We start from the raw sequence: 26,743 nt of genomic DNA, 5'->3' as shown, positions 1-26,743 counted from the left end.
CGTGATTCCGAAGATCATCCTTGGCAAGGGTGCCCGCGCCACCCGTCGTCTCATCGGCTACCTCTACGGTCCGGGCAGTGCCAACGAGCACGCCGACCCGCACCTCGTCGCGTCCTGGAACGGCTTCGCACCCGACCCGGGTCGCAGCCCCCACCGCAACCCCAGGGACGTCGAGGACCAGCTCGCCGCGCAGCTCGACCAGCCCGTGAAGATGCTCGGCGACAAGGCCCCGGAGACCACGGTGTGGCACTGCCCGGTCCGTGCCGCGCCCGAGGACCCGATCCTGACCGACGCCCAGTGGGCGGACATCGCCCGCCGGATCGTGGCCGCCGCCGGCATCGCCCCCGAAGGCGACGAGGAAGCCTGCCGCTGGGTCGCCGTCCGCCACGCAGACGACCACATCCACATCGCCGCCACCCTCGTACGCCAGGACAGCCGCCGCCCCCGCCGCGACCACGACATCCGCGCCGTCCAACGCGAAGCCCGCAAGATCGAAACTGACCTCGGCCTGCGCCGCCTCAACCCCGGCGACGGCACCGCCGCCAAACGCCCCACCAGCAAGGAGCACTTCAAGGCCAAGCGCCAGGGCCAGGACACCACCACCCGCGAGATCCTGCGCACGCGCGTACGGCGAGCGATGGCCGCCGCGTCCACCGAGACCGAGTTCTTCGCCCTGCTGGAAGCGACCGGCGTCGCAGTGCGGCCCAAGACCGGACCGTCCGGCGACGTCCTCGGCTACAGCGTCGCCCTGCCCGGCGACCTCAACAAGCACGGCGAACTGGTGTGGTTCTCCGGCTCCACCCTCGCCGGCGACCTCTCCCTGCCCAAGGTCCGCCACCGCCTCACCGCCACCGCCCCCGAACCGGCCAGCGTCCGCCCGGCCGACCCCTGGCACCAGGCCACCGCCGCCACCGAACGCATCCCCCACCACCTCACCCACGGAGACGACCCCATCGCCCAAGGCCAGCTCGTCGCCCTCGGCGAAGCCCTCGACCTGCTCCCCCTCACCGCACCGGCCGCCGTGAGGAGCGAGCTCGAACGCGCCGCCGCCCTCTTCGAGCGCGCCACCCGCTCCCGCATCACCGCCGACCTCGACAGCACCCGCGCCTTGCGCCGCAGCGTCCAGACGATCCTGCGCACCCCCGCCGCGACTCGCGACGGAGCCGGGCTGGCGATGCTGCTGGACGCCGCCCTCATCGCCGTGGCGTTCGCGAGGCACTGGCACCGCGCCCACCAGCACGCCCAACAGGAGGCAGCAGCCCAGCAGACGCTCGTCCACCTCCAGACGGTGTACGCCCAGGTCGCCGTCCCGGTCCTGGACGACCTCGCCCGCCGCACCCCCGGCATCCAGACCAAGCAGCGCTACGCCCGCCACCTCCAGCAGACCGTCCCCGAGCACGCCGACCGCATCCTGAAGGACCCCGCTTGGGACGCCCTCACCACGACCCTCGCCGACGCGGAGACAGCCGGCCACAACCCGGCCACCCTCCTTGATCAGGCCCTCGGTCAACGCACCCTCGACGACGCCCGCAGCCCCGCCCGCGCCCTGACCTGGCGCGTCCACCGCCTCGGGCAACGCCATGCACCCAGCCCTCTCGCCCAGGCAGCCATGGCCCGCAGCACCACACGGCTCCCTGCCACCCCGGTCCGCCCGCCGGCGGCCACACCGACCGCCGTACAGCAGCCGCAGGTGCGGCGGCGTTGACCGACCCTCGTGTTCCCCGAGGGAACAGGGAAAGCGTTCCCTCGGGGAACACCCGATTCGTTCCTTCGGGGAACGGGCGCGTCCCACCGAGACAGACCAATGATCCTTGTGCGTCTGCACGGCCGACTCCCGTATCGTCGCCAGGGTGACCGACGCGAACGTGGCGGACAGGACGCACCTCCCCGCAGACGATCTTGCCGAGCTGATCCGGGCATACGACATCGACGAAGTACTGGACCGACAGCACCTGGCCGATGGCCTCATGAACGTGAACTGGCGGCTGGACACCCGGGCCGGGAGGTTCGCCCTCAAGCGGGTCACGGACGTGCCGCTCAATCGACTGCGTCGCAACCTCGCGGTCCTTCCCGTCCTGGCTTCGTACGGCGTTCCCGTATGTGCCCCGCTCCCCACCGTCCACGGCGATGTGATCGCCGAGGTTCGCGGTGGCGTCTACTGCCTCTTTCCCTGGTCGGCAGGGGAACACGTTCGCGGAACCGACCTGTCGCTGACGCAGACGTACAAGCTCGGCACACACCTCGCGGGACTCCATACGGCACTCGGCCGTGCTGTCGATGAGGCCGGGATGCCCGCAGTGCCGGCCTCGGTCACCGCTGAGGTGACCGAGGCCAGCCGAGCCGTCCAGAAGGCTGACCGGCTTGCCGGAGCCGTGTCGGCCCGGGGCGCAGGCGACGCTTTCGACAGGGCCGCGGAGACTGCCCTCGAAGAGCGCAAGATCCTCCTCGACAAGCACGCCCACCTGCGCCCCGAGGGAGACACCCCTGCGGGCCCGCATGGCTGGACGCACGGTGACTTCCAGTACCGGAACCTCCTCTGGGCGGACGGCGAACTGGTTGCCGTCCTGGACTGGGATCGGCTGGGAGTCCGCCCGCACGCGGAAGAAGTCGTTCGTACGGCGCAGGTGCAGTTCGGGGTGGAGGGCGTCTTCGACCTGGAGCGGGTGTCGGCGTTCGTGGCCGGCTACCGGTCGGTGATCCCGTTGGAACCGGCCGCATTGCTCGACGCCGCGCGACGACTGTGGTGGAAGCGGATGACGGACTTCTGGCAGCTCGAGTTCCACTACGACCGGGGCGACCACTCCTGCGACGAGCTGTTCGTCGCCGACGAGGCGCTTCTTCACTGGTGGACGGAGCGGCTCGACGCGGTGGAGCGGGCATTCACCGGATCTGCCTAGATCCCCAGCTCCCGAAGCTCGGGCAGGCACGGTCGCGTGAACGTGACCGCCTCACGCCGGGCCCTCATACCCAGCGCCTCGTGGTCCGCCTCCCGGATCGCGCTTGCCCACCTGTCGGGGCCGGCTGTGCTCGGCAGAACGATTCCGGCGTCGCCGATGGCTTCGGGGATGCCGCCCCGGTCGGTCCCGATGCTCGGGACGCCGTGGAGCCCGGCCTCGACGATCACGCGGGGGAAAGCGTCTTCCACGGTGGATGGGACCAGCAGCAGGCGATGGCTGCGGTACAGAGGCCCCATGTCGTACACGCGGGGCACGTACGTCACGTTCGGGTAAGCGGCGAAGTCGGCGGCCGTATCCCACCAGCCTTCGACCAAGGTGAAGTGCTGTTCCGGCATGAGCCGGAAGAGTCGGTGCAGTAGCTCGGATCCCTTGGCGGGGATGGGATTGATCATGAGTACGGACGCGGTGCGGCCCTCGCCAGAGTCCTCCCCGGTCAGCGCGAACGGCGGGTACATCACGGCGAGGCGAGTGCCAGGCGTGTGGGGTGCGCGTGCCCGGACGAACTCCGACATGGCGAGGCCGTAGTGCGGTCGGCCGGCGAGGACCCCCAGGCCGGTGGCGGAAACGGAGTGCAGGAGGCCAGCGACGAGCGCGGTCGGTCTGGCCTGCGCGGCGAGCTGCGCCGAGCCCTCCTGCGAGGTGAACACGGCATCGGGGCGGAGATCTCCCAGGAGGCTGCCCAGCGCGTGCTCCACGTTGTTCTGCATGAACGCCGCACACTCGACCCCGTTCCACCGGTAGCGCAGGGCGCCGCCCGCCTCGTCGTACGGGACGCCATGCGTATCCAGGTGGGCGCGCATCGCGGGGAGCTGGGTGGCTCCGTTCCAGGGGGCCTCGTGCGAGCCGAGATAGTTGACGTGCCAGCCGGCGGCGGCAAGTTCCTCGGCGAGGAGCTGCTGGGTAACCTCGGCGCCGCCGATGAGGAACGGGGGCGGGGTGCGGCGCCAGGCGAACAGGGCGGTGGGCATCTTCCTTCACCTCGCCCAGAAGGTGACGAGGGCTTCCACGGCCTGGGCGACGTCGTCCGGGCCGACGTCAGCGGCCAGGACCGTGAGCTCTCGTGTCACGGGCCGACGGGGTGCGTGAACGAAGTAGTCGCGGGCGTGGTGGAGGAAGCCGGGCTCGTGGAGGAAGTACTCGGACTCGGCGGCGGTGTGGCCGGCGGTCTTCCGGCGGAGGTGGAGCGCCTCGGCCGGTACGTCGAGGTAGAGGGTGTGGTCGGGGCGCAGGAAGGAAGGCGTCTTGAGGCGGTCGCGGAGCTGGTGGTGGACGCCGTACCCGAACAGGGCGTCCAGGGCGTACGCGTGGGCGAGGAGGGTGTCCACGGACCGGTCGAGGATGACGAACTGCCTGCCGCTCGCGGCGGCCTCGGCGACGCGGGTCGCCTCGATCTCCATGAACCTCTCGAAGGAGGCGAGTTGGGCAGCCGCCGAGTCGGTCCGGGCCGGAGGAATGTCGGCGCGGTGGGCGATGTGCTTGACGTAGCAGTCGGAGACGAACGCCCGCGAGCCGAGGGCGGTGCTGCGGAGGTGGCGTATCGCCGTGGACTTGCCGGCGTAGGAGGGTCCCTCCAAGGCGATGATCAGCACGTCGACTCCTCCGTCCTGTAGAAGCGTTCGGCGTAGAGGCCGTGCCCGTCGACGAGGTCGGCCGCCGTGGTGAAGGCGTATCGGATCGGCCGGTACATCTTCCGAGCCGGGTGCATCTGCGAGCCGTGCATCCGCAGGACGGTGACCTTGTCCAGGACGGTGTCGGTGATATCGACCAGCTCGGGCCACATCGTCGCCCCCGTACGGGTACGGAACAGGTGCTGGTCGCAGCTAGCGAGCGCGTACGTCGACCAGAACGCGAGGTCCTCCCAGAACCAGGTGCAGCCGAGGCGGACGGCCGCCTCGTGGACGAGGAGGTGGTCGGGGTGGCGGGTGACGGCGGCGGGGGCGAGGAGCTCGGCGTCGGGGTGGAGCACGGCAATCCGGCGCAGCTCCTCGGTGACCCGGTCGAGCAGCTCGGGGTCGTAGGGCTTGTACGGCGGCTCGGCGTCCTTGTGGCCGAGGAGGTGCCGGCGGGCGGCGAACGGCGCGAGCGCGGCGGCACCCTCCCGGTCGCGCAGCTCGGACACGGTGTCGACGTCGGCGTACGTGGCCTCCAGGGCGGGGTGCACGCTCCGGGACCGGGTGAAGACGCTGACCACGGTCAGCGGTCGGGGGCGGGCGAGGAAGGTTCCCGAGGCCGACAGGGCGAAGTCGTCGTGATGGGGTTCGATGACGAGGACCGGGCGGCCGGCGGGGGTGCGCGCCTCGATGTAGTACGGGACGCGGGTGTGGGGTGCGGTCACCTCTAGGACGCGGTGGTCGTGGTTCCGGTGGCGGGCGGCGAGCTGCTGGGTGTGCGTCTGGTGGGCGCGGTGGAGGTCGTCAGGGAAGGTGTAGATGCCCTGCCCGTCCGGCACCGGCAGGTCGACCAGGAACTGGGGCTGCACAGGAGTCTCCTTCGTCATCGCACGGTCGTCTCGTACCAGTGACGCCACATGCGGGGCGACCGGAGGCGCAGGCGGGCGGTCACGGGGTTCTGCCACCAGAGCATCCGCAGGCTCGACCACTGGTCGTAGCGGCGGGTCGACGGGCGCACGCGCAGCTCGTCGAGGATGTTCACGGGCCGGTCGGTGGCCTGGCCGTGGGCGGTGAGGCGGGCGAAGAACTCCACGTCCTCGCTCATGAACAGGTCGCCCCGGTACCCACCGATGTGGTGGAAGGCGTCGGCGGTGCAGAACTGGTTGACGCCCTGGGCCCCGCCGCGCCGGGTGCGGTAGTGATCCCAGTACGCGCACAGCAGGCGGGCGCCGAGCCGTTCCGGGGTGTAGAGCGGCGGGATGGCGCCGCCGACGGCCCCGGCGTCCATGGCGGCAGCAGCAGCGGTGACCGCCTCCAGGGGCAGGGCCACGTCCGCGTCGGTGAAGAAGAGCCGGCCGCTGCGGGCGGCTGCCGCTCCTGTGTTGCGGACCCGGCCGATGTTGCGGACGGACTCGGTGACGACGCGAACGCCGAAGGAGGAGGCCATGTCGGCGGTGGCGTCGGTGCTGGCGTTGTCGACGACGACCACCTCTCCCGTACGGCCGGTGATCTCCTCCCAGCGGGTGAGTGAGGCGAGGACGGAGGGCAGGTAGCGGGGCAGGTAGGCGGCCTCGTTGAAGGCCGGGATCACTACCGACAGGGCGGGGGTGCTCATCAGCGCGTCCTTTCCGGGCGGCGCGTACGGAAGAGGTGCGGGGTCCGTCGGCTGAGGTCGTCCAGGCGGCGGGACCACAAGACGCGGTCGTCGCCAGGGGACGAGTGCGCCCAGGAGCGCAGGGTGTGGAAGACGGCCCAGGCACCCAACAGGTGGTGATCGAGGGCAAGGGGGTAAGCGTCGGTGACCGTGCGGGCCCGGAGAGTCGAGAGGGCGTCGGTCATGACGAGGGTCTGGGCGACGTCGGATTCGCGGGGACCGGCTGCGGCGTCGGTGAAGTCGACCAGGTGGCGGATGGCCCGGGGACCGGCGATCACGACGTTGTCGCCGTGTAGGTCGCCGTGGCACCACACGGGCGCCGTGTGGACGGCGTCGGCGATGGCGGCCAGCGCGGGCGCGATGCGGTCGAGGCTGCTGGGCGGGCAGCGGCGGCCCAGTGAGGTGACCTGCTCGTGGAGGGGCCGGCGCGGGGCCCACGGCCGGACGGGGGCCCGGTGCAGGCGGCCGAGCAGGCCGGCCAGGTCTTTCAGAGCTCGCTCGTCGGAGATCCGGCCGGAGCGCATGGCGCTGCCGAGGGTGAGGGGGCCGAGGTCGGCGGTGACAAGGGCGGTCGCCTCGTGGCCTGGAACGTGCCCGTAGCCGATGAGGGCCGGTACGGGGACGTGGTCGGCCACGGCCCGGATGGCAGCGCTCTCCGTGATCGCGTTGCGGCGTGCGGTCGCCGCGTACAGCTTGATCACGACACCGCGTCCGTCGGCTAGGCCCGCCCGGTACACGACGGTGCGCGTACGTGCGGACAGCCGGCGGGCGGTACGGGCCGGTACCCCAGTCAGGGCGAGGGCAGCGCGCGAGACAGCGGGCGGTACCCCCGCACTCACCGCGCACCCCCCGGTTCCACCCCGATGGCACCCAGACGCCGGACGTGACGCATGACCCTTTCCAGGTGCCGCCGGTATTCGACGACTTCCTCCGTGACGGGGCAGTCGGCCTGCCACGGCTTCTTGGGACCGACGAAGTGCACGAGGGCGGCAGCCGGATCGGGCTTCGGCGACCGCGTGACAACCCGGCGCACCCAGTTCCCGCGTTCCAGGAATCGGCCGACCTCGAACCGGTTGAAACCACCGGCCACCGGGCGCACTCGGCCGGATCGCAGAAGCCACAGGTTCAGGCCGTCCTGATCGTTGTGGAGGATGTGGCGCCGGGCGTGGATCAGGGCCTGCTCGACGCCTCGGCGGATGCGGGGCATGTGGTCGGTGTGGGTCCAGAGCATGCCCGCGTTGAAGTACGGGCGTCCGCGCAGGTGGGGCCAGCGCTCGGCGGCTCCGGGCAGCGCCGGGCACTCACCGACGGCCGGGTTGAACTCGTCCCGCACGGCGCCGGTCTCGTTCGACGCGAGGGAGCCGAGCGGCTCGCTCACGTCTCCGCGTACGAGCACGTCGGCGTCCACGTAGATCAGGTAGGGGCGGCGGACGAAGCTCGGCGTGAACTCGAACCTCAGATAGGTGGTGACGGTGATGTACGAGGCGTCTGCCATGCGCGAGGAGCGCAGAGGGGCGCATCGACGGAGGTCGAAGGAGCCGAAGCCGGCCCGCTTGGCGAGGTGGGCGAGGAGGAGGGCCTGCGATGGGGCCAGGTCGAGGGTGAGCACCCGTACGGCAGCTTCGCGGCGGGCCGCCGGGGTGAGGCTGTCGGCCAGGCCGGCGAGGGCGGCGAGGCCGGGGACGAGGTACTGCTGGTCGATACAGAGGCCGAACGCGTACACGGCGACTTCGCCTTTCGGGCGTGGTGCACGGGCGTGACGGAAGGGTCGGCAGCGAGCGCGGTCGCTCACGGCGTGTCCGTGGCTTCGGAGCGGGCGAGGATTTCGAGGCTGTCGGGGTCGTCGGTCTCCCAGTGGGGGCCACCGCCGGTCGGCGGCCGCAGCACCCACACGGTGCCGCCGGCGCGGACGTCGGTGACGATCGCCCGCCGTCCGCCGCCGTCCCGAACGAGGTCACCGACCCAGGCGCGCCGGGCGCTCACGAGCCGTCCTCCTCGTACGTGCCTGTCTGCGTGAACCAGCCGGAGGCGGCGTCCGCGATGTCGCGGCGACGACGGGCCTGGCCGGGGGTTCGACGGGTCGGGGTACCGCTCGACGCGTCCGCGAGGAACCCTCCCCGGTCGCGGAGGAGAACGCCGAGAGCCGCGAACTGGGCGGCGTCGGCGGCGACATGCGTCAGACCGCTGACGACGACACCTCGGATCATTCCGGCGGACAGGGCGGCCGTGACGGCCTGCCAGCCCGGCCGCTCCATGAGCGGCAGCGCCGGGTCGGGGTCGGACCAGACGCCGGCGACGTGCCAGTGCCGGTCGTCGGCGTAGTAGCGGCCACGCTCCTCGCTCTCACCGAGGGCGGTGGAGGTGGTGGCGCAGGAGTAGACGGCGACGGGTACGTGCCCGAGGCTGCCGGGCGGGTTGGTCGGCATGCCCACAAGGCTGCTGGGCTGCGGAGTCGGGGCCCAGGCACGGCCCGTCGCAGTGGAGAGACTCCGTATCCGGTCGGACCGCCACGCCGCGTGGCAGCGGAAGCAGGGTCGCCCGAAGGTGTGCCACGTCCCGTAGCAGTCGCGCTGATGTCGCGCCCGTACCTACCACGGGCCGTGGTACTTCGGCTCGTAGGTCAGCGCACTCCGAGGGGTACGCCCGCGGAGTTCGCCAGTCCTCGCAGTCGGTTGATGGACACCCCGGCGAGCCTGCTGATGATGACGCCGGGAAGCATCTGGTGACGCACCCATCCTGGGGCCATCGCGCAGACGGCCTGGAGGGTGTCGGCTGCGGCCTCCCACCGACGGCATTCGACCTGGGTGAGCGCTACGTCCAGGCCGTAGCGGGCCCGAGTGGCCAGGGGCACCGTGTCGTCCAGGCGAACGGTGTCCATGAGCCGCAGCGCTCCAGCCGTGTCGCCGAGGGCAACGGCGATACTCATGGCCTGCGTTGCGGCGTACATCGGTCCGTACGGCTGGGCGTGCGCGCCACGGGCATGTTCGTCCCCGATTCGGGCGGCGACGGCGTGCGCCTGGGAGAGGTATTCGCGGGCGTTGTCCGAGCTCGCACCGCCTCGGGACGCGGCGACGGCGGCGTTCGTGACGAGCTGCCCGTACACGCTCAGCCGGTCCGGGTCGTGCTCGCTCATCTTGGGCTCGATCCGGTCGGCTTGTGCTGCGGCAAGGAGGAAGCCCTGCTTGGTCCGGCCGTCGCGGAGGTTGACCCACGCGGTGGTGGCGGCAAGGTGCGCGTCACGGAGATCGTCTCCGCCCTGCACGGCGATCTGGCGTCCGTACGTCAGCGCCGCATACGCCAGATCTCGTGATCCGAGCACGTTAGCGGCCATGCCCGCCGTCTGAAAGGTGTCGATGAAGACGCCGGCGGCGGCCTCCCGCTCGTCGAGGCTGGCCATGTCGAACCTGGCCCGCGCCTCGGGAAGGAGCCGCCCAAGGAGAGTGCCGAGTTCGGTGTACCGGCCTCCCCAGTACGCGGCGTCCGCGCGACGGACGACGGCGCGGAGCTCTTCGACGGTGCCTGGCTCGACATCAGCGGGGATGCCGATGGCCGCGTCGTGGGTGGCTGCGGAGACCAGGCGTAACGCGGCCCGCTCGTCGCGGTCCATGGACCGCCGTGGCGCCTGCTGACCGAGAAGCACGGCGATGTCCGTGCCGAGCGCGTCGGCGATCGACAGCAGGGACGGCAGGGAAGCCGTTCCGCCGCGTTCGAGCTTGCAGACCACGCCGACGGACACGCCGGCCGCCTCCGCCAACTGCTCCTGTGTCATGCCGCCGCGCAGCGCCTTCAAGCGCTCAGAGGTGGTGTACTCCGACCACTGCATGCTTCAGACCTCCGCGTGATGGGCCCCACACGGACAGTACTGGCTGGAGCAGTGGAGCCGACAGCCTTTGATCAGAACGCAGTTGGGTTCACGCAGCGAGCACCGCTGTGACGCCGAGGAGGGCCTCCAGCTCGGTCACGGCTTCATCCTCGTCCGTGACGTGGACCGTGGCGATGCCCAGATCGGCGGCCGGCGGGAGGTTCACCGCGTGATCGTCCACGAACACGCACCGCTCGGGGGGCAGTCCGATCCGCTCCAGGGCGAGTTCGTAGATCGCCGGATCGGGCTTGGCCATCCCAACCAGCTCGGAGACGACGTGCACGTCGAACAGGTCCCAGATGCCGACGTGTTCGTACGGGTTGAACGGGTCGAGGCCGAAGCTGTTGGACAGCAGGGCAAGCCGGTGGCCGGCGGCACGCGCGGAACGCGCGAGCGCGACCATCCGACGGGCCACAGGCACCCGGGCCCAGGCCCGCCCCATCAGGTTCACCGGATCCACGTGCGCACCCAACAGCGCGGCCGTGCCCTCGTTCCACTCGGCCTGCCCGATCTCCCCGATCTCCAGAGCCGCGTACAGACGCCGGCCCTCAGGGTGATCGTTGAGAGTGCTGCGCCACGCGCCCGGAGCCAGCCCTTCCGACACGCACCAGGCGCGGTGGACATCGATCGGGCTGGCAGTAAGCACCCCGGCGAAGTCGAGGATCAGGCCGCGCCTGTCGGCGACATCAGTCCTGTGCGGCATCCGGTGATCGTTCCTTCCCTGATGGGTTCTCTCGGCGACGCTACCGCGCACTGACCACACGGACGGGCGAAGCCTTCCTCACCGATTCGCGCGAGCATCTGGCGGTCCGACCTGAAGGAACGCCTGGGCTGAGGGACGCTCGGTAGCAGCCGCAGGCCATTCATCCGCGTACCCGACGATCAGATAGGCGGAGCCCGCCTCCTGGACCAGGCCACCGACAGCCTCGCCCTGATCGCCAACCTCCTCGAGCACGGAGAAATACCCCCAGTAAGAGGATGTCTCACGTGGTGGGTCTGCGAGCTGCAGCAGCATGTCTGCTTGTGGGTGCCAATCTGTCGCAGTGGCTGGTTCCTGATGGCCCGTGGGGACTGGTCGCCCCGTTGTTGCCGCCGTTCCCGTCCCGCCCGCAGGGCGGTGGGACCGCTCCGCGTGATGAGCGGGCCGTGTTCACGGCGATGGTGTACGTCCTGATCAGCGGGTGTGCCTGGCGGCACCCGACCGAGACGTTCGGCGTCGCGCCCGCCACCGCGCACTGCCGGTTCACCGTGTGGACGAAGGCGGGTCTGTGGCGCCGACTGCACCGCGTGGTCCTAAATGAACTCGGCGCCCAGGGTGGACTGGACTGGGCCTCACCCCTTACCGGCCAGTAGTTGATCAGTTCCCCTGCGTTGCCGCACTGAGGGCCGATACCCTCATACATCCGCACATCGATGTGCGCAGAGGCGCGGGAGTTGGCGTGAATCTGAGCAAGGGAACTCGAGTACTGCAGAGCCGATACGAGCTCCTCGAAAGGGTCGTCCGAGGAAGGCCCGGCGAGGAAAACCAATCTGGAGAAGCAGAGAACTGGCTCGCCCTTGGAGAATATGGGCAGGAATTTCTGCTAAAGATCTGGCCGCACAGTAAAGACGATCCCGATGTCTCGGATATGAATCGAGCGTTGTGGGACGCCGAGCTACGAACCCTGTACCGAGCATGTAGCTCCCCAGGAGCTGAGCGATCCTTGCTGGTCCTCAGAGAGGCCGGCGTCGACAAAGAACTCGGGATCCTAGTAATGGCCCTCGAGGCGCCAGGATATTCCTGCCTCGCCGTCGAACTCGCCGAAAATCGCAGCTCCCATCACTGGCTGACCAACGAGAACGTTGAGTCGCGTCGCGACCTGTGGAATGGCCTGAAGGGACTCGCTGACGGCCTCAACCTCCTCCACGAGCAGCAGGTGCTGCACACTGGCGTCTCGGCGGAAAGTGTCTTCCTTGACCCTGCGCAGGGATCCGACTCGCTGCGGCTCGGCGGATTCGAGTGGAGCATGCGCGTTGGCTCCGGCTCTGCGCGCCCGATGTCGGCGCACTGGGGCACGCCGCCCGAGACCATGGGTGGCCCGCACCAGGTGTTTGGCCCGGACGGAGACTGGTTCGGTTTTGGGATTCTAGCGGCACGATGCCTGCTATCTATCGAGCACCTCAACAACAATTCACCAACGCTCCAAGCGCGCTACAAACAAGTCCTGAACAAGATCGACAAATCGAGAGATCTACTGACGGACCTGGAGCGCGACTTCCTTCTGCGCCTGGTGGCGGAATCCCCGCTGGACCGGATGACACGGTACGAGGATATCGCGGTACGCATCGAAGATATCGTAAGCCGACTAGGACGATCGTCAGCGCCCAATGAATGGGACGACAGCTACGTCTTGATGATCGACCCTAAGAACACCCAGGTGACTGACTCCGCAATGGCCGCGGGGCTGCGCAGGGAACTCAGCCTTGGCCCAACTGAGATGTTCAACCCGCGGGACGCCATGCATACCGCCGCTCTGACCCGGTTCGTGCAGCAAGATCTAAACAGCCAAGGGGCCCGTCTGTACGCGGTCCGTAATCAGCATTTTTTCATGCTCCTCGGGGACAGGCTGCAGCTTCGTATAGGCCAGTACCGAGATCGAGACTTGGGCGCCGGCGAAACCGAAGCCACCTGGAAACACGCCCGCGTCCTTGGCGTGGGAGAACTGCGTGGGGCGTCCGATGACGCCGTGTCCGTTCTTCCGCCGGGCAGCGTCACTGTGCTGAACATCCTCCAGAACCTTCGCCGGACCGAGCCCACGTTGCTACAGAACGCATCGAGTTGGGAGCGCCGCCTCCCCAAGGTGGACAAGGCAGCCAAGCAACGGGCGGAGCTCGAAAAGTTCTGCGCGTTCGTCCGGGTAACCAACCAGATCGAGCTCCTTTTTTCGAGACGCCGAGCTCTTCGCGTACCGCATCGTGGACCGCACCGTCACCGACAGCGGCAAGGAAGAGATCACTATCGAAGAGTTGGAGCGCCTACGAGAAGTTCCTACCTTCCTCCAAGTAGACGGCGGGCTAGTCGAGTTCCTCCAGCGCGAACGCGAAAACTCTTCTAAGACCGACGCCGGACTCGTCGTCCTGACGAGCCTCAACCAAGACTCTTTGAGCTCACCTCCGGACGAGCTCTCCTCTACCTGGAACATCACTCAAGTTGACGTGGCCCGCAGACGAGCCAAGCTGACCCGGCAGCACGTAGCGGCGCAGATGACGGAGGTGCCTGATCACGGAATCCTCCGCAGCCACGGCATGGAGGGGCAGATCAAGCTAATCAAGCGGCGCAAGGAGGCCATTGACCGACTCCCCAGTCACACATACCTATTGCGCAGCCTGGCCAACCCTGGCGAGGTCTTTATGGACACGGGCGACGTAAAGTCACCGGTTGCCCTCGATCCCGCCAAGCTCGATCAGTCCAAACGATCTGTCATCCAGGACATCCTCCGGGTCCGCCCCATCTACGCGCTCCAGGGGCCTCCCGGAACAGGGAAGACCACCATGGTGGCCTGGCTGCTGCGGCAGATTCTCGACGAAGATCCAGTCGCACAGATCCTTATTACGGCCCAAGCTCATGGAGCCGTCGATGTGCTGTGGTCGAAGGTCAAGGAGGAAGCGTTCCGTGACGTCCGCGAGGAGCGCCAACCGCTGGCGGTTCGGCTGGGACGTAGGTCAGTAGAAGGAGCCACGGAGCAGGAGGGCTCAGTCGACGAGGTCGTCGGCAAGACCTTGAGCAGCGCGGTCCGTCGCCTTCTGATGGCGCCAGACCGCAGCGCCGTACAGAGCGATTGGCTGACCGCATGCCGTGACATGCAGGCCGAGCTGGCTGTACCCGAGCCAGGAACCCTTCTCCCAGACTTTCGTCAGCTCGTCAAGCGGGGAGCAAACCTGACCTTCTGCACTACGAGTGCTGGAGAGCTGGAGGGGCTCTCGTCGGAGTTGAGCTTCGACTGGTCAATCGTCGAGGAATCCGGGAAGGTCCATGGATTCGACCTGGCACTCCCCCTTCAAGCAGGCCACCGGTGGCTACTGATCGGCGATCAGAAGCAACTTCCTCCGTATCGCGACAAGGACTACCTCGATGCAGTTAACCACCTGGATCGGGTCGTCGATGCGCTGGACTCTCTACCCGACGGCGGAGCACGTCTACTGGACCGTGAGTTCGTGCGAATGTGGCGGGAATGGGACGAGGCCGATCGCGATGAATTCATCGCCTACTCCCGGGAATGGCTCAAAGTCTTCAAGACGATCTTCGAGAACTGCGCCTATGCACAAGGCGGCCGAGGGGAGCATGAGCCTGTATTGACCGGTAAGACTGAGCAGGACGCCGCCATGGCGGGCATGCTCGCGGTACAGCACCGGATGCACTCGGACATCGGCACACTAATCTCGGAAGCATATTATGACGGCGAGCTGACCAACGCCGACAGGACAAAACGCACGTCGGGTCAGACCGGCGAACTGGACCACCCGTTCATCACACCCGCCGGGATCGCTGGAAAGGCGATCGTGTGGATCGACACCCCCTGGAGTACCGCAGGCGAGGGCGCGGGCGAGTGGGGAGCACCCACCGGAGGCAAGCAGGTACCCCGGTACATCAACCCGGCGGAAGCCCATGCGCTATTCCGTTTCCTCGAAGAGCTGAATGTCGACCCGGCTGCTGTTGTGAAGGAGGCTCTCAAGGTCACGGTGCTCTCGCCCTACAGCCAGCAGGTCGGCTACTTGGAGCGCAATCTGTCGTCATGCCAGCTCCCTGCCGGGGTACGGTTTGCGGAGCGGGCCCGACGAGGTGGTGGGCGACCTCGCTCAGGTGCTTTCACCGTGGACTCGTTCCAAGGTGATCAGTCAGACATCATCGCCGTCAGCCTGGTCCGAAACAATCAGGCCCCCGGGCATCTCCGAGGTCAGGGGATGGGGTTCCTGCAGGATGCACCTCGCCTCAATGTTCTTCTCTCGAGAGCAGAACGACTGCTCGTACTTGTCGGTTCTTGGAATTTCTTCCAGAAGCAAACAGAGCTGATCGAGCTGGATGAGCAAGAAAAAGAGCTTTGGCACTGGAAAAAGGTGCTGACTACACTAGAAGCATGGGAGGCGGACGGGCGAATGTTGCGACTCCCTGCTGATCTGCGAGGGTATCAAGAACCCACTATTCGGGAAGTGCTCGGCAACCGCCACGGGAGTGCACAGTGATTCTGCTCGTTCCGGTAAGCCGCTTCCATGTCACTTATGAGGTGGGTGTCGGGCGACCTTATTCGAGACTCGAGGAACTCGTATGCCGCTTGATCGCCGAAGCCGACCAGCCGGTCACGCTGACTCAGTTGCGTGAGACGTTCCAGGTCCACGATCGCCTCCTGATCGAGAGCGCGGTCACCCTCGTCCGCGCCGGTTGGGTGGCGATGGATCTCGGGGTGGGGCTCGTTGTCACAGAACAGGGTCGGCAAACCCTCAGTGAAGGAGGCAGACCGCACAGTACAGTCGTACGCAAGGCGCACACGAGCCTCTACATGGAGCGCGTGTGCGGGTTCCTGGAACGCGAAACGCAGTCCAGGCTCAATGTGCGGACACTGCGGGACCTTAGGTCCGTGATGAGCCCTACTGACCTGGAGCGTTCCCTGGTGACCGTACGCAACCCCCGCAACAGCTTGTCCATTGGACAGGCCCAAGGACTGTTGCCGCATCGGGCAGGCGAGTGGATCCGATGGGTAGCCGAGCCTCAGATGCGCACCAAGGCCAACGAGTTCGTGCCAGTCGCCGTTGATCTCCCTTCACGCAATGTGACCGGCCTGCCTAGGTCCTGGGAGCCGCTGTTGTCTGACGCACTACTACGTGAAGCCGAGGAGCGGATCGAGGAGATGCGTGAGTTCTCGCACGACGAGATCTCACGGCTGATCTCCCGTCAGCCCAATGCTAAGCCGAAGCGCAGTCCCACTTCGCCGAGCGCTGAGCTCGCTCTGCTGCCGGGGAGCACGACCCTGCTTCAGAGCACGGACGACTTCCTAACAGCCATGCACCGAGCCGTCGAGCAAGCCGAGACCTCCATCCTCATCATGACCCCCGAGATCGACTCGGTAGGCGTGAGAACATGGGAGCCCCGGCTCAGAGCCGCGTTGGAACGAGGTGTGCGCATCGACGTGCTCTGGGGAACCACGCAGACTGATAACGGAGATGCGCTGGCTAACCTGAAGCGCATTGCTTCACAAACTGCACATGGTTCTGTCAGGTCTCTACGTTTCAACGACCGGCCCGCCAGAACGATGAGCCGCATCGTCATAGCGGACAACAAGGCCGAGCACGGCAACAGTAACTGCACGGCCGTCTTGGGTGGCCTCCCTGTGCTGAACTCACAAGAACCAGCGGATTGCCTACTTCCCGGGCTGCTCACGTCCGACCCGGGAGTCATCGCACAACTCGCGCGCGCGGCTGCCGGGTGGTGGGCGGAGACTCCGGGGCAGGAGTTCTCGGCGGCGATCGATCGGTGGCGGAGCCTGGCGTCCCGTTGGGACGAGAGCACGAGATCCCCCCTCGGCCATCACCTCACAGCTCAGCGTGCCGATCGGGTGAGCGCCCCAGAGGGCTGCACCTCGGCGCGGGTGGTCCTCGACGCCGACTGCGCGGTGCTGGACGCCGAATCCGTCACGCCGGCAGCGGGACAGGATGTGATTCTCCGCGCCTACCGGTCCCTTAGTGCCAACAGCGAGGGCAAGCTGGGACACGATGATTCGGTGGCCCTCCGGGGCGCCGTGGCGTTGTGCCTGCGCGGCTATCACCCTGCGTAGGGCCCTACCTCGAGGCGGTGCATTCGCCTGCCGCGGGTGCGACGCGGGTGCACCGCTCCCGGGCTCATTCGATATGACGACCCGTGGGATTCCAGCACAGGCGTGAGCGATGCGTGAGCGGACGGCGAAACACAAGCCGCCACGCAGGGGATTGCGCATCAAGCCGCGTGGCGCTGATCAGGCAGAAGAGCACCACGCGGCAATGCTCAGCACCGTCCGGCACGGATTCGATCCCACTCCTAAAGCGGGTGTCGCAGGTTCGAATCCTGCCGGGGGCACAAGCGAAAAGGCCACCTAGGAACGTTCCTAGGTGGCCTTTGACATCCACTCCTGACATCAACGGCGGCGGTCACTCACGGCCAGGACGCCTCTTGAGCAGCCGGTCCATGTGGCTGATCGCCTCGCGCTGCGTGTCCTGGACGACGTGCGTATAGACATCCATCGTGATGCTGATCTGGCTATGCCCGAGGATCTCCATCACGACGCGAGGAGCCACCCCGGCCGCGGTCAGGATCGTGGCACAACCGTGCCGAGCATCGTGCAGGCGGATCACCCGGAGGCCCGCAGTTTCGGCAACCCGAGTGAAGGAGCGGTAGACGTTCCGGGGCTCCACCGGACGACCGGTGCGCGTGACGAAAACATGCCCGCCTTCCTGCCAGTTCGATCCTGACCCTTCGCGATGCAGTAGTGAAGGGAGCGACTCCGGGGTCGAGGGAGTACGAGGAGGCGTGGCGGTCAATCCATGCAAGTCGCCGGGCTGTACGAGAGGCGATGCGAGACACCATTCTTCGAGCTTGAGTCCAGGGCCTGCCTCACTCCGCACTGCGGTACAGCAGCGAAGTACAGCAACCGCCCCGACCCCTGGCGACTGGCACGCACCACAAGCGACCTCTCGACCAGTACACGAGACCTAAGCAACCGCCCTGCCCGTAGTTCGCATCGAGGGGCGGTTGTCTCGTATTCACAGCATCAGCCAAGCCAGGGGTGTGATATTGAGTCTTTCCCAGTAAGCATCCGTCGCTCGCTGTGATCGCGAAGCTGACGCTGCGGCCCGTGCGGTCCCCAAGTCCGGGCAGGAGCAAGGCCCCTGGTAGGAACGATCTTGCGACGGATTGTTCTGACCGAGGGGCCTCACGTGTCGATCAGTGTCACATACACCGCCGTGCTCGATGTGAAGCGGTCCACCGCCGAGCACCTGGCCCGGCTGCTGCGCGATCACCGCATCGTGTCCGGAACCCGCAGGGGCAGGCGTGCGCTGGGCTGCTTCCGCCAGGCGGTGCTCGTTCTGCGCTGGTTCATCGACGGCACCCGCCTTTCCCAACTTGCCTGCGACAACGGCGTGTCGACCTCCACCGCCTACCGCTACCTCCACGAGGGGCTGACCGTTCTGGCGGCCGGGGCACCGGACCTCGCGACCGCGCTGGAGCGTGCGAAAGCGGCCGGGCTGACACATCTGAACCTCGACGGGACCGTCATCCGTACCGACCGCGTCGCCGCCCCCGGCCCCAACGGCGCAGACCTCTGGTGGTCCGGAAAACACCGGCACCATGGAGGGAACGTGCAGGTCATCGCCACCCCGGACGGCTGGCCGATCTGGGTCTCACCGGTCCGCCCCGGCCGAGAGCACGACACCACCTGCGCCCGCCACCACGGGCTGGTCGACGCCCTCAACCGCATCGCCGCCGAACTGGACATGCCGACCCTGGTCGACCTCGGCTACGAGAACGCCGGCGACGGCTTCCGCCACCCGTACAAGAAGCCCGCCGGAGGCGAGCTGACCGAGGCCCAGCAGACCTACAACAAGGTCATCCGCGGCATCCATGGTGTCTGCGAGCGCGCCAACTCCCTGCTCAAGACCACCTTCAAGGCCCTGCGCAGGGTCAGCCTCGACCCCAGCCGCATCACGAAGATCGCCGCAGCAGCCCTCGTCCTGCTCCAACTCGAGTACGACCGCACCATCTGAACTGAACGATCACACAACGCCATGATCCATTACTGACAAAGACTCACTGGCAGAGCGCTGAGCTGAGCCCGGCACTGCTGCTGGGTTCCGCGCTGCTTGTGTCCGTGGCGTTCCTCTGTCGTTTGCCTCCTCGCCCCAACCGGGACTTCACGTCTGAGAGCGTGCGAGAAAGGGTGATGACTATGGTCGCTGCCTGGTTGGTTGCTAGCCGCAGCACGATTGCTGGCATCTGCGAAGGGATGATTGGTGGGGTCCTCCTCACCTACCTGACGGGCGCAGCAGTGGCGGGCTGAGTCCAGCGCCCCGTTAGCGGGTGACATGGACTGCGGGCGACGGGCGAGGGATCTGACATCCATCACTGACATCAACAGCGGTGGACCTCGTCGGTCGTGCCTGGTCCTTCACGGAGCAGGCAGCCTTGAGAGTGCGGGGCCGCGCGGCGCTCCGGCCGAACTCCTAAAGCGGGTGTCGTAGGTTCGAATCCTGCCGGGGGCACAACGTGTTACCGCTCTGACCTGGGGTTTCTTCCCAGGGAGGGCTCTTAATCGGCCTCGGACTCCTCGTGCGGGGCCGTTTGCGTGAGCGGACGGATCGCCGGGCTCCGGTATTTCCGCTTAAAGATCAGCACCATCCGGCACACACTTCGGCCGGGATCCTCCGCGTCGTCAGGCTCGGGCTCCGCTTCGGGTACGGCGTTCTCGGAGAGGTCTTCTCGGAGACCTCCTCCAAGATTCGGATGCGGTCAGGAACCGCAGCACCCGGCCGGACACCTATCAGGCTGACACGGAGTCGACGCGGGCTCCCGCGGCTGTTCCCGGCCGGCGTCATACCGGGCCGAGTTGACAGTCGATGCGGCTGATCAGCTCGGTGCGACGGGCGCGCAACTCGGCCGGGGCACACGTGACGGCAATCCGGTGGGCTTCGACCAAGGGGCCGAGCTCTGGCGGGGGCTCGACCACACCGGAGAAGAGCGGCGCCACCCACGCGGCTGTCGGCGCCTGCGCTTCCGCTCCGCCCGGCGAGACGGCCGGGGCGGGCGGGAGGTGGCCAGCCTGTCCGTGAAACATGCGGGCCGTGAGGATGGCCGCCTCCCAGACGCGCATGCTCTCCAGGCGTACTTGCGAGGCCAGTTCATCGCGTACCGCGCACAGGTCGCTCCAGGCCCGCTCATGCTCGCGCAGGGCATTGCCGACTCGCCGTACCAGCCAGGCATACGTCAGCCTGGCTCGCAGGAGGCCATGGCGGGCCTCGGCCGCGCTGTCCGCGTAGGGGTTGTGGGCGACGACCTTCATCGCAATGGCAGTGATCGCGAGCACCAGCATTAGCACGGCGACCCAGCCGGGCGCGTAGCGGGCACCCTTGATCTCCTCCATTCCCGTGTCACGGGCCCTCAGTACCGCCCACATGGTGACCGTGGACAACACTGCGGCCAGGTAGAGGACGGGCAGGGCGAGCGAACCGAGCAAGGACAGTCCCGGGCGGCGGTCGCGGAGAGCGTGCAGCCACTCGCGTATCCGGTGCAGCGGGGCCGCGATCGCGTGGCCGGACAGCATCAGGGCCAGGGCCAGGACGACACCGGGCAGGAAGGAGACCGTCTGCTCGACCAGCGAGTCCGCCTCCTCGCTGGTGGTGAGGTACTGGAAGACCCGCATGAAATACCACGCGTCGAACAGGGCCATGGCGGCGACGACCGGCCAGCGCAGGACCCGTATCCACATTTCGCGGCGGCGCCTGTCGTGGGCCCCGTCTTCCGCGTGGCGGTGTTCGACTGCCTCCTGGGCTGCCCTGGTCGTCCGGAGAGAGCCAGCGGCCTCGAAACGAGCCAGTGACTGGACCGCCTCCTCGGTCCGCGCGTGGGCGTCGATGGTACGGGCCCGGACTGCGGCGAGTTGCTCGCGGTTGTGGCCCACGAGTTCGGCAACCTCACGAGCCGCGCGCAACAGCATCCGCATCTCGCCGTTGTCCAGGTGCTCCGGGTCCCGTTCGGGACCATGCTCTGCGCTTTTCACCAGGTGCCGGATGTCGCATCCACAGCCGTGGTGGCACGGGATGCCTCGATGGTTCTGGGACATGGACGACGTCCTTTTCTGCGATGTGCTTCTCGAAGGCTGCGGGCGGCGCCGGGGTGATCAGCCGCGCACCGTCACGGCGATTTCTACGCGGCGGTTGCACGCCATGGCCGCGTAGTCCGGTATGCCATCGTGGTACTCAGGGGTGCAGCTGGGCCGGTCGTCGGAGTACCCATGGGCGGACGCCACCGTGATCCCTCGCTCGGCGAGGGCGGCCCGGACGGCCTGTGCCCGGGCCAGCGAGAGTTGCCTACCGCGCTGTTCGCTGCCGCGTGAGTCGGTGTGGCCGGAGACTGCGACCGAGACAGGGTGGAGGTCGGTGATTCGGCGGGCGGCGTCGTCCAGCGCGCTCTGTGCCGACCGGGACAGCTCCGCCCGATCGGACGCGAACAGGACGGAGCCGGGCAGGATAATCGTGGTGTTCCGCCCGGACTGCTGCTCAGCGACGGCGGGGAAGGTCACCTCCGGTTCCAGCTTCCCGGCCAGGGTGTTCTTTCCTGCCGGGCGGACACGGGCGGTGGCGGTCACGTCGCAGGAAGAGGCGCCAGTCGCGTCGCACAAACTGGTCCAGAATGTGATCAGCCAGGCGGTCTGCGGAGAGGACGGTGCCTTGCCCCGGGCGGCGTGGCCGATGCCGACGAGGTTCACCTCGGTGCCCGTCAGGTCGGGCAGTTCGCCTGCCTCGCGACAGCGCTCCACCGTCGCCTTAATCTCCGCCGTGCCGTCGAACCCGGCGCTGCGCAGGTCAGCGCAGCCGGTGTTCGTCAGCCCGTCGGTCGCCACGACGATCCTGCGGCGGCCGCCCTGCGAGCCGAGTTGGTCGTCGGCCGCGGCGAGCGCACCGAGCACATCGGTTCGGCCGGTGCTCGGCGCTTCGGCGGCCAACTGCCGCAGCCGCTGTTCCAGACAGCCGCGCCGACCGCTCCGCCGGTCCTTCTTCAGCGTGTCATTGCCCTTCACGGGGGCGACGAACGCGCGGTCCACCTCCCAACTGACGGTGGCCCGGGTGCCGTCGAAGCCGGCGGCGGACAGGGTCCCGCCCTCCCACGCCGCGGGCGCGAGTTCCCGAGCAGCCAGCAGAGTGGTCGTCCAATCCGGTACCCGACCCCCCAGCCGGGTGGTCCGGTCCGGCCGGGCGGACGGACTGCGGTCCACGAGCACGATGGTCTGCCGTCCAGTGTTGTCCGCGCCGTCGGAGCCGCGGTCCAGCCAGGCGCAGGGCTGCGCTTCGGGCGTGTCGAACGCGCTGCAACCACTGCCCGCCACGACGGCGGTCAGCGCGCACGCCGCAGCGATGAGCCGGCTGGAGCGTGTTTGAGTCAAGAGGCTCACTGGGGTCTCCAAAGTAGGAAAATGCATATTTGTGACTGTTCTCCGGCGAAACGAGGGGAGTTACTGGAAGTCATCGACCATTCGGTGCCAGGAGGTCCTCCGTGCCCAGTTCCGCTCCGTCCGCCGAAAGCGCCACCGCAGGAGAGGAGACAGGCGCCGACCTCCAGTCGGGGCTGACCGTTTACACGTCACTCCAAGCGTCGGCCCAGTTCGCCGACACCAAGGTCGGCATCCTCGGTGCCGTTCAAGCGGGGCTGATGGCCTCGGCCGTACCGCAAGGTGGCGTAGTGCGCGAGGCGTGGGAGCGGGGCGGGCCCGGTGCGTGGGTCACGCCCGTCCTGCTGTTGCTGCACGTGGCAGCGTTCCTGCCTGCCGTGTACTGCGTGGTCCAGGCTCTCCGCCCCCGCCTGGGGCCGCCGCCCACCCCGAACAGGTTCAGTCTGCCGTTGCTGGCCACCGCCGATGGCACCCCTCCGCCGGCGGACAAGGACAGCGAACGCAAGGAGATCTGGCAGCTGATCCCGGTGCTCGCCCAAGTGGTGATGGCCAAGCACCGATACATCGCCAGGGGCGTTGTCTGGACGGGGCTGTTGGCGGTTACGGTCGGGCTCTCCTTCCTCACCGGTCCACTGCTGGCCTGATCCACGCGCGCCGTTGCCTCAGTCCCGGGCCGGCCGGACTCGGGGGAGCGGCTCCGCCAGCTCTCGTTCGGAGTCCAGCTCGCCCGGCAGAGGCAGGCCGAACAACCGCATCGCATGGCCGAGTTGATGCTCGCTGGTGGCGACGAACTCGAAGAGATCCTGCGCCTGATACGCCTTCGACTGCTTCTCCAAAAGCTTGACGAACCCGTCGACCTGGTTCTGTCGCTGCCGGAACATGTCACCGACCTCGGTGGCCGCCTTGTCCGGTTGCTCGGCCAACAGCACTGCCCATGGTGTGAGCCAGGCGAGCGCGTCGCCGTTCTGCCGCACCCCTGCCAACCCGCCGGCGAGGAATGCCCGCCACTTCTCGGCGACCTCGCTCAGCAGCTGTACCTGGAGCGCCGACTTCGCGTACCGGTGCTCGATGTCCTGGAGTTCCAGGGCCGCCTTGCGCTGCTGTTCCAGTACCTCCGGCGCGGGCTGGAGGTAGGCGACGGTACGACAACTCACCAGCCCGTTCTCGAAGCATTCCCCCTCCCGCAGGCGGTCGTTGACGGCGAGCTCGGCCTCCTCGGCACGGAACGGCTCGTAACGACGGGCGATGTCACGGACTCGCTCCGTGAGCAGCTGGGGCATGACCGCCTCATAGCCGTCGACGGCACGGCCGAGCGTCTCCTGGTCGAGGCGCCCCTCGGCGCACCAGTCGCAGCGGATTTCGACCTGGAAGCCGAACCCGTCACCCTTGGCAGGGGTTTCGAACCTGACGGTCGAGTTGCGATGCACCGACACGATCTCCGGCACGTCCACCGTCACGGCCTCGAAGGGCACCCTTTGCTCCGGTCGGCCGTCGAACAGACCTCGCAGCCAGGCGAACGGGTCACGACGCGATGTTCTGATCACATCGACCACCTCTCCTCCAGAAGGGACTTGATATGTACGGCCGTGTCGCCGTCGGGGAGTTGATGACCCCACAACCGCAGGTGGAACAGCAGCCGCTCACACAGCCGGTCGCCCTCAACGCCCGGCTCGGGTAGCTCGGCCAAGAACTCGGCCACTAGCTCGTCGAGGCCTGGTTCGTCCCCGGCCCGCTCCACCCACAGCCTCATGCAGTTCCAGCCGCACTGGCGGTGAGTACGGCTGGTGCTGAGCAGGGTCCGTCGGCTCAGGAGCAGCAGGTGCTCACGAGGCCCCGGCTCTTCCAGGAAGGCGGTGACCGCTCGCTCGCCACGGAATCTGCTGAGCCCCTGGAGGCACTTCGCCGCATCGTCGCGCAGCCAGTGGCGTGACGAGGCCGACCACTTGGCCAGCCTCTCCAGGACCTGGGCTCGTGATCCGGCCGCGTAGATCTCCCGTACCGCGGCCCACACGCTCTTCGTCCCCGCCCCAGCGATCCGCTCCAGACTGCTCAGTGCCTCTGCGGGGAACATCGCACCGATCCGAGTGCCGTAAGCGACTTGGGCGCACGCCTGGAAGTCGCGGCGCTGGGACCAGCGCGACAGCAGACGCTGAACCCGGGGGGCGAGCAGCGGATCGGTCACCGCTCGTTCCAGTGCCCAGGCCGCCGCGAGCCGCCGCCGGTCGGCGTGTTCCCCTCGTTCGGATGCCCAACGTACGAGCAGTTCCTCGTGTACGTACGCCCAGTCGAAGGTCGCCAGCAGACCGACCGTCTGAGCGGCAGCCACCCGGATGTCCTCCTCGCCCCGGACCACGAGGCTGTCCAGCCACTCCAGCAGGGGGCCATGTGCCCCACTGTGGTCATGCCACAGCACCTCCAGGACCGCCCCACCGAGACCGCGCTGGCTGACCCGCACCAGGCACTCCGGGTGCCGGGCCCCGACCGGTTGCCCGGTCCGGTCGGTGAACTCCACGTCGGAGTGGTCGAGCCAGTCCCGCACGCTCTCCTCGAACAGCGGCATCGCCGGGACCGAGGAGGGTGAGCGCACCCCGTGCAGCAGCTCCGCGAGCCGGTGGGACTCCCGGCTGACCCGGCTCAGCGTCGTCCCGTCGAGCACCACACTGGCCAGCAGGAACGCGTGCGACCACAGGGACAACTGCTGCCTTCCGGCCCCGTCGGCCGCATTCTTCCGCGGCGGTCCGAGGAGCCTCACCGCTTTGGCCCGCAGCTCGGCTCCCAGCCCCTGCACGATCTGGTCGACGTCGTCGCCGTCGCGCGCCCGCCGCACCAGTTGACCGGCCAGGCCGGCAACCTCGGCCATGGACCTGCGTCCGCGCAAGTCTTCCCGTAGGCCCTCGTGCTCCAACAGTTTGCGGCAGTCCAGCGGCCGGTCGGCGAGCAGCACCGTCAGATGCCGCTCCAGCACCTGAAACGGCATCACGTCCGCCACCTCGTGCTCGACCACGTGCCCGGTCAGACCTCCGACCGGCACGTGGTCGTCGACGATGATCACCAGTGGGGAACGGCCGTACGTCGCTGCTCGCAGCCGTATGAGCAACTGCGGGCGGAGTTCGTTCGCCCACTCCGTGCCGTCGCCCTCGATGACGTGGCCCCGGCTCGGCTGAAGGCCTCTTTCGTCCGTCACCAGCCGACGCACGCCCGCCTCGGAGTCCAGGACAACGACGCCGGTGTCCATCGCCTGCCGCACGGCGAGCAGTGCCGTGGTGTAACGCCCCGAGCCGGGGGCCCCACGCAGCACCGCGATCCCGTGTCTGGTCAGGTGGTCGACCAGAGCGGTGTGCGTGGCCGGTGCCACGTACAGCTCGCGCAGCCGGTCCAGGTCGTCCTCCGGGACCCGGCCGTCGACAGGGTCGACGGCCGGGGTGCTGTAGTAGTTCTTGTAGATCGTCCCGGCCGCGTCACCGCTGCCGAAGCCGACGGCTCTCGCCTCGACTCCCCCGTCGACGACGGTCTGCGCCAGGCCCCGTTCCCGCAACTGCCGGATGTGATCGATCTGTTCGTCGGTGGTCTCCGTGTCGGCGGGTGTGGACGCGGCCGCCTCCACATCGGCGGACGGCTCAGCCGGAAGCGGGTCCATGCGTTCGCTCATGGGTTCGGTCTTGTCGTCCATGTCTCACGCACCATCACCCGTAGTACTTCTTGTGCATGGTCCTGGCCGCGTCGCCACTGCCGAAGTGGAAGACGCCGCCCTTGTTCTTCTTCACCACATTGGTGGGCGCGGGGGTCGCGGCCTCCTCCGGCTCCGGGTCGGCCACGAGCGGCTCCAGCTCCTCCCGGCCGTGCTCCGGTACGTGGATCCAGCCGTAGCCGCTGAACTCCTTCTGGTGAACGTGCACCCTGACGTACCGACTCGGATCCAGGCCCTGGCCCTCGCCTCGGAGCCGGACCACGTCCTGGTAGATCCGGTCGGAGACGATCAACGCGAGATCGGTCGAGCCGAGAGCCTCCAGCACCCGCTTCAGCTGGGGCGCGTTGAGATAGCGGGCCACGGAGACGGGGGCGGGCCCGCTGTAGCCGAGAGCGGCCGTGCGGGCCACGCCGAAGTCGATGGCGAGCCGGAGCCTCATCCGCTCTTCTTCGGCGCGGTTGGCGTTGCGCTCGCCGAGCCGGACGGCCAGGTTCCGTACAAAGCCGCCGAGTACCACCGGTTCCTGGGTTTCGAGCGGCAGGACGGCGAATTCCTGATCGCCTTGCGGCTGACGTTCCCAGGCCGTGCGGTCCAGGCCGCTGAGCACCGCCGCCTCTTCCAGCACCCGCACCAGGTCGGTTTGGAAGGCCTCCTGGCTCGGGGTGTCGAGGCGGCTGTACTTCTCCACGTCGGCAGCCATGCACAGATGCCGCGTGATGATCTCCTGCGAATGTGATTGCGATGTCATGGACTCGGTCACCCATCTGCCTTGGTCGAGCGAGGTCGGGCGTCAACTGTGCGCCCG

Annotated in this window: 23 protein-coding genes and 1 pseudogene; 8 read left to right on the top strand and 16 right to left on the bottom strand. The window is 68.0% G+C overall.

Annotation, left to right across the window (positions count from 1 at the left end; all coding sequences use genetic code 11):
* Window position 1 precedes the first annotated feature (1 nt).
* A complete protein-coding gene (locus HUV60_RS19530) occupies window positions 2-1,705 on the top strand; it encodes a relaxase/mobilization nuclease domain-containing protein (RefSeq protein WP_257848546.1) in 1,704 nt (567 codons plus the stop codon).
* A 106-nt stretch (window positions 1,706-1,811) separates the two neighbouring features.
* Window positions 1,812-2,897 (top strand): phosphotransferase, encoded by a 1,086-nt coding sequence (locus HUV60_RS19525; RefSeq protein WP_257848545.1) that lies wholly within the window; start codon window positions 1,812-1,814, stop codon window positions 2,895-2,897.
* Here HUV60_RS19525 and HUV60_RS19520 read toward each other — a convergent pair.
* The 10 genes from HUV60_RS19520 to HUV60_RS19475 all read right to left on the bottom strand — a co-directional run bounded on the left by HUV60_RS19520 (window position 2,894) and on the right by HUV60_RS19475 (window position 10,786).
* Window positions 2,894-3,925: a glycosyltransferase gene (locus HUV60_RS19520; RefSeq protein ID WP_257848544.1), complete on the bottom strand. Its 1,032-nt coding sequence runs from the start codon at window positions 3,923-3,925 to the stop codon at window positions 2,894-2,896. The two genes, HUV60_RS19525 and HUV60_RS19520, sit on opposite strands and share 4 nt — an antisense overlap.
* 6 nt (window positions 3,926-3,931) lie before the next feature.
* Window positions 3,932-4,546 carry a hypothetical protein gene (locus HUV60_RS19515; protein ID WP_257848543.1) on the bottom strand — a complete coding sequence of 205 codons (615 nt, stop codon included), beginning with the start codon at window positions 4,544-4,546 and terminating at the stop codon, window positions 3,932-3,934.
* Window positions 4,540-5,454: a PIG-L deacetylase family protein gene (locus HUV60_RS19510; RefSeq protein ID WP_257848541.1), complete on the bottom strand. Its 915-nt coding sequence runs from the start codon at window positions 5,452-5,454 to the stop codon at window positions 4,540-4,542. The genes HUV60_RS19515 and HUV60_RS19510 overlap by 7 nt, the downstream gene beginning before the upstream one ends.
* Window positions 5,451-6,182 carry a glycosyltransferase gene (locus tag HUV60_RS19505; protein ID WP_257848539.1) on the bottom strand — a complete coding sequence of 244 codons (732 nt, stop codon included), beginning with the start codon at window positions 6,180-6,182 and terminating at the stop codon, window positions 5,451-5,453. The genes HUV60_RS19510 and HUV60_RS19505 overlap by 4 nt, the downstream gene beginning before the upstream one ends.
* Window positions 6,182-7,060, bottom strand: a complete 879-nt coding sequence (locus HUV60_RS19500; RefSeq protein ID WP_269441208.1) for a phosphotransferase — start codon at window positions 7,058-7,060, stop codon at window positions 6,182-6,184. The genes HUV60_RS19505 and HUV60_RS19500 overlap by 1 nt, the downstream gene beginning before the upstream one ends.
* A complete protein-coding gene (locus tag HUV60_RS19495; protein WP_257848538.1) occupies window positions 7,057-7,944 on the bottom strand; it encodes a glycosyltransferase family 8 protein in 888 nt (295 codons plus the stop codon). Before HUV60_RS19495 ends, HUV60_RS19500 begins: the two co-directional genes overlap by 4 nt.
* Window positions 7,945-8,009: 65 nt before the next feature.
* Window positions 8,010-8,204, bottom strand: coding sequence for a hypothetical protein (locus HUV60_RS19490; protein ID WP_257848537.1), 195 nt, complete (start codon window positions 8,202-8,204; stop codon window positions 8,010-8,012).
* Window positions 8,201-8,647, bottom strand: coding sequence for a hypothetical protein (locus HUV60_RS19485; protein WP_257848536.1), 447 nt, complete (start codon window positions 8,645-8,647; stop codon window positions 8,201-8,203). The genes HUV60_RS19490 and HUV60_RS19485 overlap by 4 nt, the downstream gene beginning before the upstream one ends.
* A 194-nt stretch (window positions 8,648-8,841) precedes the next feature.
* On the bottom strand, window positions 8,842-10,044 hold the full coding sequence (locus tag HUV60_RS19480; protein ID WP_257848535.1) for a helix-turn-helix domain-containing protein: 1,203 nt from the start codon (window positions 10,042-10,044) through the stop codon (window positions 8,842-8,844).
* Between the two features lie 88 nt (window positions 10,045-10,132).
* Window positions 10,133-10,786 carry an HAD family hydrolase gene (locus HUV60_RS19475; protein WP_257848534.1) on the bottom strand — a complete coding sequence of 218 codons (654 nt, stop codon included), beginning with the start codon at window positions 10,784-10,786 and terminating at the stop codon, window positions 10,133-10,135.
* Window positions 10,787-11,106: 320 nt separating this feature from the next.
* On the opposite strand from HUV60_RS19475, the gene HUV60_RS19470 reads away from it, so the two are divergent.
* The 4 genes from HUV60_RS19470 (at window position 11,107) to HUV60_RS19455 (ending at window position 16,889) form a co-directional block, all read left to right on the top strand.
* Window positions 11,107-11,436 (top strand): transposase, encoded by a 330-nt coding sequence (locus HUV60_RS19470; RefSeq protein ID WP_257848533.1) that lies wholly within the window; start codon window positions 11,107-11,109, stop codon window positions 11,434-11,436.
* Between the two features lie 86 nt (window positions 11,437-11,522).
* Window positions 11,523-13,178, top strand: a complete 1,656-nt coding sequence (locus HUV60_RS19465) for a serine/threonine-protein kinase (RefSeq protein WP_257848532.1) — start codon at window positions 11,523-11,525, stop codon at window positions 13,176-13,178.
* Between the two features lie 148 nt (window positions 13,179-13,326).
* On the top strand, window positions 13,327-15,303 hold the full coding sequence (locus tag HUV60_RS19460) for an AAA domain-containing protein (protein WP_331462050.1): 1,977 nt from the start codon (window positions 13,327-13,329) through the stop codon (window positions 15,301-15,303).
* Window positions 15,304-15,392: 89 nt separating this feature from the next.
* A complete protein-coding gene (locus HUV60_RS19455) occupies window positions 15,393-16,889 on the top strand; it encodes a hypothetical protein (RefSeq protein WP_255239916.1) in 1,497 nt (498 codons plus the stop codon).
* Between the two features lie 349 nt (window positions 16,890-17,238).
* Here the strand turns inward: HUV60_RS19455 and HUV60_RS19450 are convergent.
* Window positions 17,239-17,547: pseudogene (locus HUV60_RS19450) on the bottom strand (tyrosine-type recombinase/integrase); the annotation flags it as partial.
* A gap of 483 nt (window positions 17,548-18,030) precedes the next feature.
* On the opposite strand from HUV60_RS19450, the gene HUV60_RS19445 reads away from it, so the two are divergent.
* Window positions 18,031-18,852, top strand: a complete 822-nt coding sequence (locus HUV60_RS19445; RefSeq protein WP_443047524.1) for an HARBI1 family protein — start codon at window positions 18,031-18,033, stop codon at window positions 18,850-18,852.
* Between the two features lie 824 nt (window positions 18,853-19,676).
* Here the strand turns inward: HUV60_RS19445 and HUV60_RS19440 are convergent.
* Both HUV60_RS19440 and HUV60_RS19435 read right to left on the bottom strand, forming a co-directional pair.
* On the bottom strand, window positions 19,677-20,924 hold the full coding sequence (locus tag HUV60_RS19440; protein WP_269441207.1) for a hypothetical protein: 1,248 nt from the start codon (window positions 20,922-20,924) through the stop codon (window positions 19,677-19,679).
* A gap of 57 nt (window positions 20,925-20,981) precedes the next feature.
* Window positions 20,982-22,244, bottom strand: coding sequence for an OmpA family protein (locus tag HUV60_RS19435; RefSeq protein ID WP_257848529.1), 1,263 nt, complete (start codon window positions 22,242-22,244; stop codon window positions 20,982-20,984).
* A gap of 110 nt (window positions 22,245-22,354) precedes the next feature.
* On the opposite strand from HUV60_RS19435, the gene HUV60_RS19430 reads away from it, so the two are divergent.
* The gene (locus HUV60_RS19430) at window positions 22,355-22,894 is read left to right on the top strand and encodes a hypothetical protein (RefSeq protein ID WP_257848528.1); all 540 of its coding nucleotides are present in this window, start codon (window positions 22,355-22,357) and stop codon (window positions 22,892-22,894) included.
* A gap of 18 nt (window positions 22,895-22,912) precedes the next feature.
* Here HUV60_RS19430 and HUV60_RS19425 read toward each other — a convergent pair whose 3' ends face one another.
* From HUV60_RS19425 to HUV60_RS19415, 3 genes are read right to left on the bottom strand one after another with little or no spacing between them, the layout of a single operon-like run.
* Window positions 22,913-23,794, bottom strand: a complete 882-nt coding sequence (locus HUV60_RS19425) for a hypothetical protein (RefSeq protein ID WP_257848527.1) — start codon at window positions 23,792-23,794, stop codon at window positions 22,913-22,915.
* The gene (locus tag HUV60_RS19420; RefSeq protein WP_257848526.1) at window positions 23,791-25,920 is read right to left on the bottom strand and encodes a hypothetical protein; all 2,130 of its coding nucleotides are present in this window, start codon (window positions 25,918-25,920) and stop codon (window positions 23,791-23,793) included. The genes HUV60_RS19425 and HUV60_RS19420 overlap by 4 nt, the downstream gene beginning before the upstream one ends.
* A gap of 13 nt (window positions 25,921-25,933) precedes the next feature.
* Window positions 25,934-26,638 (bottom strand): hypothetical protein, encoded by a 705-nt coding sequence (locus HUV60_RS19415; protein WP_257848525.1) that lies wholly within the window; start codon window positions 26,636-26,638, stop codon window positions 25,934-25,936.
* Window positions 26,639-26,743 lie beyond the last annotated feature (105 nt).

This window comes from Streptomyces sp. KMM 9044 (assembly GCF_024701375.2).
Lineage (GTDB): Bacteria > Actinomycetota > Actinomycetes > Streptomycetales > Streptomycetaceae > Streptomyces.
Note: the sequence above shows the minus strand (reverse complement) of the source record. Positions and strands in the feature narration are given on the sequence as shown.